A 6,491-nucleotide genomic window follows, 5' to 3' on the forward strand; every position below is an offset into this window, starting at 1 on the left:
CCATTGGAAACGCAGCGGGGTGCTAGATCAAGTCAAGATCGCGTTTTGTAGTGCGGGGGGTGTACTGTTCGGCGTCCCTGAATATGTACCGGCGCTGATGGAATACGTAGATGCCTACGGGATCGAACTCGATTTTGGCAGCACGCTCACCAGCGTTGACGGACCAGCAAAAATGGCGACCTTCAGCCATCTCGGGGCCGATGGCAACCGGAAATCCATCACCCGCCCATTCGACATGTTGCACGTAGTGCCGCCGCAAGTTGCGCCAGACTTCATTCGCAGCAGTGCGCTAGCTGATGCTGCTGGCTGGCTTGATGTCGATCCGGCAACGCTGCGTCACAAAACGTGGGACAACATTCATGCGCTCGGTGACGTGACCAATTCGGGCAACGCCAAAACGACAGCAGCGGTGCGCAAACAAGCTCCCGTTGTTGCACACAACTTGCTGGCAGCAATGGGCAAAGCGCAAGGTCATGCTCGCTACGATGGCTACGGATCTTGCCCGCTGACGGTCGAACGCGGCAAGATCGTCTTGGCAGAATTTACCTATGGCGGCAAGGTCGCCCCCAGTTTTCCCTCTTGGTTGATTGACGGAACGCGTCCCTCGCGACTGGCCTGGCACCTCAAAGAACATATCTTGCCGCCACTGTATTGGAGGGCGATGCTAAAGGGACGCGAGTGGATGGCAAAGCCTGAGCTAGCCGCCGGGTCCTGATTTGTCACCGCCAGCCCCACTATTGGCCCTCGGCAAAATTAAATCGGGAGGAGGGCTATACTCCTTCTCCCATACCAGCAGTCAGACAAGGACCCACCAATGATCCCCATTTCGATTCTCGATCTGGTTCGTATTACCGAAGGAAGCAATGCCCGTACCGCACTCGACAATGCCCGCGATCTCGCCGGTCATGCCGAGCGTTTCGGCTATACCCGATTCTGGATGGCTGAGCATCACAATATGATCGGCATTGCCAGTGCAGCGACGGCGGTAGCGATTGCGCACGTGGCCGCTGGTACTAGCACGATCCGGGTGGGCGCAGGCGGCGTGATGCTGCCCAATCATGCGCCGATGATGATTGCCGAGCAGTTCGGCACGCTCGCGTCGTTGTTTCCCGGACGGATCGATCTCGGTTTGGGCCGCGCCCCAGGGACTGATCAGGCGACGATGCGTGCACTGCGCCATAACCCCGCCAGCGCTGAAACTTTTCCGCAGGATGTGCTTGAACTTCAGGCGTTTCTGGGTCCTGTCACGCCCGGTCAGCGCATCATCGCGACACCGGGTGCCAACACGCAGATTCCATTGTGGATTTTAGGATCGAGCACATTTGGTGCCAGACTCGCCGCCGAGCTGGGCTTGCCGTATGCGTTCGCCTCCCATTTCGCACCGGATTCGCTGGCGTCTGCATTGCAGATTTATCGCGCACAATTCAATCCATCTGAACAGCAAGAAGCGCCGCATGCCATGATCGGCATCAATATTATTGCCGCCGAGACGGACGCCGAGGCACAACGACTCGCGACCACGCAACAAATGTCATTTACCGATATGTTCAGAGGTACGCGCGGTCTGAGCAAGCCGCCGATTGATGATATTGCCACCTATTGGTCGCCGTCCGAAAAAGCACAGGCGTCGCACATGCTGGCCTATTCGATCGTCGGTTCTATGCAGACCGTGCGGGTGGGGATGGAGCGATTGATCACCTTGACCGGGGCCGATGAGTTGATGGTGGTGTCGGATATTTTCGATCACAGCGCACGGGTGCGGTCTTATGAAATGATTGCTGAGATTGCGCGGGGGATGGATCGATAGATTCTTCTCGAAAGAGTAGAATTTATGTTTCAGGGACTCAAAATTTGCGTAACAGCAAATGAACTCCAAAACGACCTAAGGAACTTAATGCCCGTTATTTTTTGATATAAAGGATTTAGGTTCTTTTTTTACTCCAATGAGGGTAGTCCGAGAGAGCCGCTACATGCGCATGTTCGTAATAGTGAGGGGGAAGCAAAATTCTGGTTGCATCCGACAGTGAGCTTGGCAAATAGCAAAGGCTTTGATGCCAAAACATTACGTGAATTAGCGCAAGTCGTTGAACAAAATGCTGCACTTATTGAAAGAACATGGAATGAATACTTCTGCTAAATCCGTCAAATTTGACGAAAACAGTATGTGGGTTGAATTATCGGATGGCCGCACACTCGGTGTTCCATTGGTATGGTTCCCCAGATTGCTGCATGCCACACCGGAGCAACGTCAACAGCACGAATTGTCGGCTAACGGTATTCATTGGGATGACTTGGATGAGGATATTTCAATTGATGGCTTATTGGCAGGCCGTGGCGATGCCACACATGTTGCACGGGTAGCCGCTTAGGGTGCGTCGTAGATTGGTAGCTAACTATGCACAGCCACCAAAATACTGCACTTGATCCTCTCAACGAGCAGCGCATCCATCGATCCTCGCCACCAACGTTGTGCAAACGTCTGCTGGCGAGAATGTCCCACAATCACAAGATCGACCCCCAGCGCGTCTGCCAGCTTACCGATTACCACCACCGGTTCGCCCATTTCAAGATGCGTGACCACGTTTAATCCGGCAGCAACCATCAGCGCACGACCGGCTGCCAATTCCTCACCCATGGTTTGCGTTCTGACCGCGCATGTAATTTCCGGCGCATACCCGCCGGCCATCCCATTCGGAGAAAACTCAATGACTGCTAACAGATGTATTTCAGTCGAGGAGGGCGGATTGATCCGTATGCATTCATGCAGCGCCGAGCGACTGTCGGGCGTGCCGTCGTAGGCTACCAAAATACGTTTGTACATAATCTCTCCTGATGTCGGTGTTCATGCATGGCGCATGAAGTCAGTGAATGAATATTCTTATTGTGCGCTTTTTATTCTTTGGCAGAGGTAAGGTTTTTGAGGAGTTTCTGGCATCGGCATTTTGGAGAGGCGGGTATTCTTTGCAGATATTTTGTTCAACACGAAAGCTATATACACATGGAGGTTATATGACGCAAAGCACTGTGTTTGTAAATAATGGTACCCAGGCGGTACGTCTTCCCGCCGAATTGCGCTTCCCCGAAAACGTCAAAAAAGTCACTGTGCGGGCAGTCGGCAATGAACGCATCATTTCTCCCGTCACGCATACCTGGGATAGTTTTTTTATCGGATTTGAAAGCGTCTCTGATGATTTTATGGCGGAGCGTGAAGTGCAGGCTTGACGCTTTACGGCTTGCGGACTGGGTAATAGGTAAACCGATTCGATATTGCATAAAAAGAGAAGCTAGCTTCTCTTTTTTTACGTATCAACGGCGATGTGCAAGTATCAATGCACAAGCAGATACGTCAGCCGTCAGCTACCCGCATCCATCAATTCCACCTCTTGCGCCGCATAAGTGCTCAATAACCGGGCCGAGAGCAGCGCCAGTGTCTGCAATGCTTGGCACTTCTCCGCGCTCAGCGCTAAGGCTTGTGCTTCGGCGTTATCGCGATGGGGTTTGGATTGGTAAAACTCGTTGGCTTCGATTACTTCGACAATAGTGTTGATGCCCTGGGAGGCGTCGGCTAACAGTTTGACGTAGTCGATCAGGAAAAACGTTGCTTGATATCGGTGAGATTGTTGCGCTGCTGCGTGAAGTTGCTAGTAGGCATGATGCGATCCTTTAGTTCAGTTGAGCTTCCCGCTTAAAAAAACGGGGGTGGGCGACAAATGACGGAGTTGACAGACTGGACACCAAACCTAAAAACCAGCAAGCCCGAAGGCTTCACCGCCACTGCCGCCCAGAGAGGGCGAACTTAGGGCCCAGGCCGCATTGCACGGCCCGGGGTTTGATGTAAACAGGCTGTCAAACCTGTATTCCTTTTTGAGGAACGGTGATACCTTACTCGTACTGAAAACGGAGGTCAACAGGAAAATTGCAGTTTTTTGTGATGACTGTTTTGTTTCATTGTTTGGTGCTGGATATTGTTGATTGAAGTCTCGAATGGTCAATGAGCGAGTCCATCATTGTCAGACCAAATGTACATGTTGAGGACGTCACCGCCTTGATCACCCCATACCAAACTCAAACGATTTAGCATAAAAAATACTCTCCTCACGCCAGATCACCTTCGTCCTCGTGACATACAGATTCCAGGTCTCATGTTTGATTGGTTTCAACTCAGAAAATCCCCCAGGACTAAGCACCGCCACACACCCGCTGGCAGCCGGGTCGCGCACCGATTCATACCGCACCATCTCAATAGCATGCAACCGCGCCGCACGTCCTATCGCCTGACAAGCCGCATAGTTGCGTGTGCGTCCACTTGCCCCGTTCGGCGACATAGGGCGCAAGCCGCAAGTCGATGCTGCTGCCTTTGATTGCACTTTGAAACAAAGTTTGTTGCAGCGGCTCGATCGTCTCAAGTTCACTGTCCATCAAGAAGCGCCAGCGCCAATAGCCTAGCTCGGCGCAGGCGGTGCGTTGTTCGTCAGTTGCGTAAAAAACGCCGGGGTCATAAGGCGCTCTGAAGCGGGAGCCGGTTGGCAGGGGCGGGTAGCGAAACGGTGTGAAGAGCAGCCAATGCAGCGATGCTGCCTCCGGCGGGATGGGCGGTTTGGACGTCTCCAGAATGGTTTCCAGCAAGTGCTGCTCGTCGATGGAGTCGGCCAGCACCATCGTTGCGATGAGATGCTGACCCTCAACGGCGCGCCAACCGGACATCGTGATCGTTTGAATATCAGATACGTCCACGATAGGCATCCAGATAATTGAGAACGTGGACGATGCCTTCGATGCTGATAATCAAATCGATCGGCCTGGCATTAAGCGCCTTGTTGTACCCCGACAGCCATGCTTTGGCACCGTCGCCATGACCGATTAAGGCATCGAGCGAACGGAAGACGCGCACGAAAAGAATCGCCAGATCCCATTCACTTTTGCGTGCTGTGCTGAGATGGTAATGGCCGTTGAACAGGCGCGATGCCGTGGGGGTGCTGATCCCCAATATTTTTGCCATCACTGCTTGATTGATATTGAGAATATTAGCGGCTTTGAGGACGGCTTTAGACAGGACTTTTTCTGCGTCTTCTGAGGTTTCCGGTGACTTTCGTAGCGCTTGCATTAAGGGCTCCTTTTGATTCTACAGAAATATATTATCATAATAATTTCTTTAGAAATATATTTTCATTGGCGCTTAAATGCTTTTTTTGAATTTAAAAAAATAAACGTGAACTAAACAAGTTAAGACATCTCTGTACTAAATATGACTGATATAGATTTTTCCTATATCACTACAAGATATTTCCTGTCGATCAAACGATCTCCACATCTAGATTGAGGAGTCGTGTGTGGGCGTTCGGACCGGAACGCGACGACCATGCCGAAAGCGCGAGAGAAACCAATGCCGCGTCATTTTCCAACAAAAAAAGGATGCCTATAAAACAAACACCTGGTCTGGTTGCCTCCGGTTTTAATTGCACTCGTTGACGTCAACGAAACGCTCATTAGAAAGATTACGCTCATGCCACATTCGGTTGAAATATCTGCTGCATCAAGCGTACTGTCGAACGAAACACAAGTATCCATCCATCCCCTTTCTTCCGTGCAGCAAGTCGTCTGGCTCGACCAGATGCTCAATCCTGATGCCCCGCATTACAACATTGGCTGGACGATACAAATCGACGCCGCGATCGATCCGCTGGTACTGGAACAAGCCATCCGAGATTTCGTCATGGAAAACGATGCAGCCCGGCTGACATTAATAAAAACTGAGGGTATGCCGCAGCAACATATTTTGCCGTCAGTCGAATTTGTTTTACCCGTACTGGATTTTTCTGACGAAACCGATGCTGACCAACATGCCCGGGATCACTTGAATCAGATGCATAAGCAGCCGTTCGATCTGTATGGTGGACTGCTATGGAGAATGGCATTGATTCGCGCCAGTCCTACGCGCTATTACTGGCTACTGTGCTACCACCATCTGATCGCCGATGGTGTCAGTGGCACGCAAAGTTTTACCAGCATTGCCAGCGCGTATAACCGGCTGCTCGGACGCGATACGACAACTGCCGAAGCTGCGCCCTCCTATTTGGATTTCATCGCCAAAGATCAAGACTATTCCTCCTCTGCACGCTTTGCGCTTGATGAGAAATTCTGGCGTCAGCGGTTTACCCAACTGCCGGCTCGGCTGGTCAGCGGCGATAGTGCGCTCTCGGCAGAAACACTGGCTCCCAGCGAACAGTTCTATTGGTCGATCGAGCGTCCCCTGTTCAAGAAAATGACAGCGTTTGCGGCAGCGCATGGATGTTCTGCGTCGGACTTCATGCTGGCCTTGACCAGTGTGTATTTCGCCCGCATCAATGATCTCGACGAGGTCGTCATCGGCGTGCCGATACATGGCCGCAGTGCGCGCGATAAAAATACCTTCGGCATGTTCTCGTCCATTATTCCAGTGGGGGTTGCGCTCGATCGGCAGCAACCGTTTACACACGCGATGGCAGCGGTTG

Annotated in this window: 7 protein-coding genes and 2 pseudogenes; 6 read left to right on the top strand and 3 right to left on the bottom strand. The window is 52.0% G+C overall.

All coding sequences use genetic code 11. From position 1 onward, the window contains the following. The 4 genes and pseudogenes from ACVBEF_RS19995 to ACVBEF_RS20010 form a co-directional block, all read left to right on the top strand. The coding region (locus ACVBEF_RS19995; protein WP_447125671.1) for an NAD(P)/FAD-dependent oxidoreductase at window positions 1-715 on the top strand (715 nt) is incomplete at its 5' end. Window positions 716-814: 99 nt separating this feature from the next. After that, complete coding sequence (locus ACVBEF_RS20000) at window positions 815-1,807, top strand: LLM class flavin-dependent oxidoreductase (RefSeq protein WP_447125672.1); 993 nt, start codon at window positions 815-817, stop codon at window positions 1,805-1,807. A gap of 171 nt (window positions 1,808-1,978) precedes the next feature. After that, window positions 1,979-2,137: pseudogene (locus ACVBEF_RS20005) on the top strand (DUF4160 domain-containing protein); the annotation flags it as partial. Continuing rightward, the gene (locus tag ACVBEF_RS20010; RefSeq protein ID WP_447125673.1) at window positions 2,121-2,369 is read left to right on the top strand and encodes a DUF2442 domain-containing protein; all 249 of its coding nucleotides are present in this window, start codon (window positions 2,121-2,123) and stop codon (window positions 2,367-2,369) included. The pseudogene ACVBEF_RS20005 and the gene ACVBEF_RS20010, both read left to right, overlap by 17 nt. A gap of 20 nt (window positions 2,370-2,389) precedes the next feature. Here ACVBEF_RS20010 and ACVBEF_RS20015 read toward each other — a convergent pair whose 3' ends face one another. Next, a complete protein-coding gene (locus ACVBEF_RS20015; protein WP_447125674.1) occupies window positions 2,390-2,821 on the bottom strand; it encodes a universal stress protein in 432 nt (143 codons plus the stop codon). Window positions 2,822-2,868: 47 nt separating this feature from the next. Between ACVBEF_RS20015 and vapB the strand changes: the two genes are divergently transcribed. Then, the gene (vapB, locus tag ACVBEF_RS20020; RefSeq protein ID WP_447125675.1) at window positions 2,869-3,222 is read left to right on the top strand and encodes a type II toxin-antitoxin system VapB family antitoxin; all 354 of its coding nucleotides are present in this window, start codon (window positions 2,869-2,871) and stop codon (window positions 3,220-3,222) included. An 827-nt stretch (window positions 3,223-4,049) separates the two neighbouring features. Here vapB and ACVBEF_RS20025 read toward each other — a convergent pair. Together ACVBEF_RS20025 and ACVBEF_RS20030 are read right to left on the bottom strand one after the other, a co-directional pair. Beyond that, window positions 4,050-4,743: pseudogene (locus ACVBEF_RS20025) on the bottom strand (RES family NAD+ phosphorylase). Continuing rightward, the gene (locus ACVBEF_RS20030) at window positions 4,721-5,104 is read right to left on the bottom strand and encodes an antitoxin Xre/MbcA/ParS toxin-binding domain-containing protein (protein ID WP_447125676.1); all 384 of its coding nucleotides are present in this window, start codon (window positions 5,102-5,104) and stop codon (window positions 4,721-4,723) included. Before ACVBEF_RS20030 ends, ACVBEF_RS20025 begins: the two are co-directional and overlap by 23 nt. Window positions 5,105-5,503: 399 nt before the next feature. Between ACVBEF_RS20030 and ACVBEF_RS20035 the strand changes: the two genes are divergently transcribed. After that, window positions 5,504-6,491, top strand: a 988-nt coding sequence (locus ACVBEF_RS20035; protein WP_447125677.1) for a condensation domain-containing protein, incomplete at its 3' end; no start/stop codon positions are given.

The sequence above is a fragment of the Glaciimonas sp. GG7 genome, assembly GCF_052976905.1.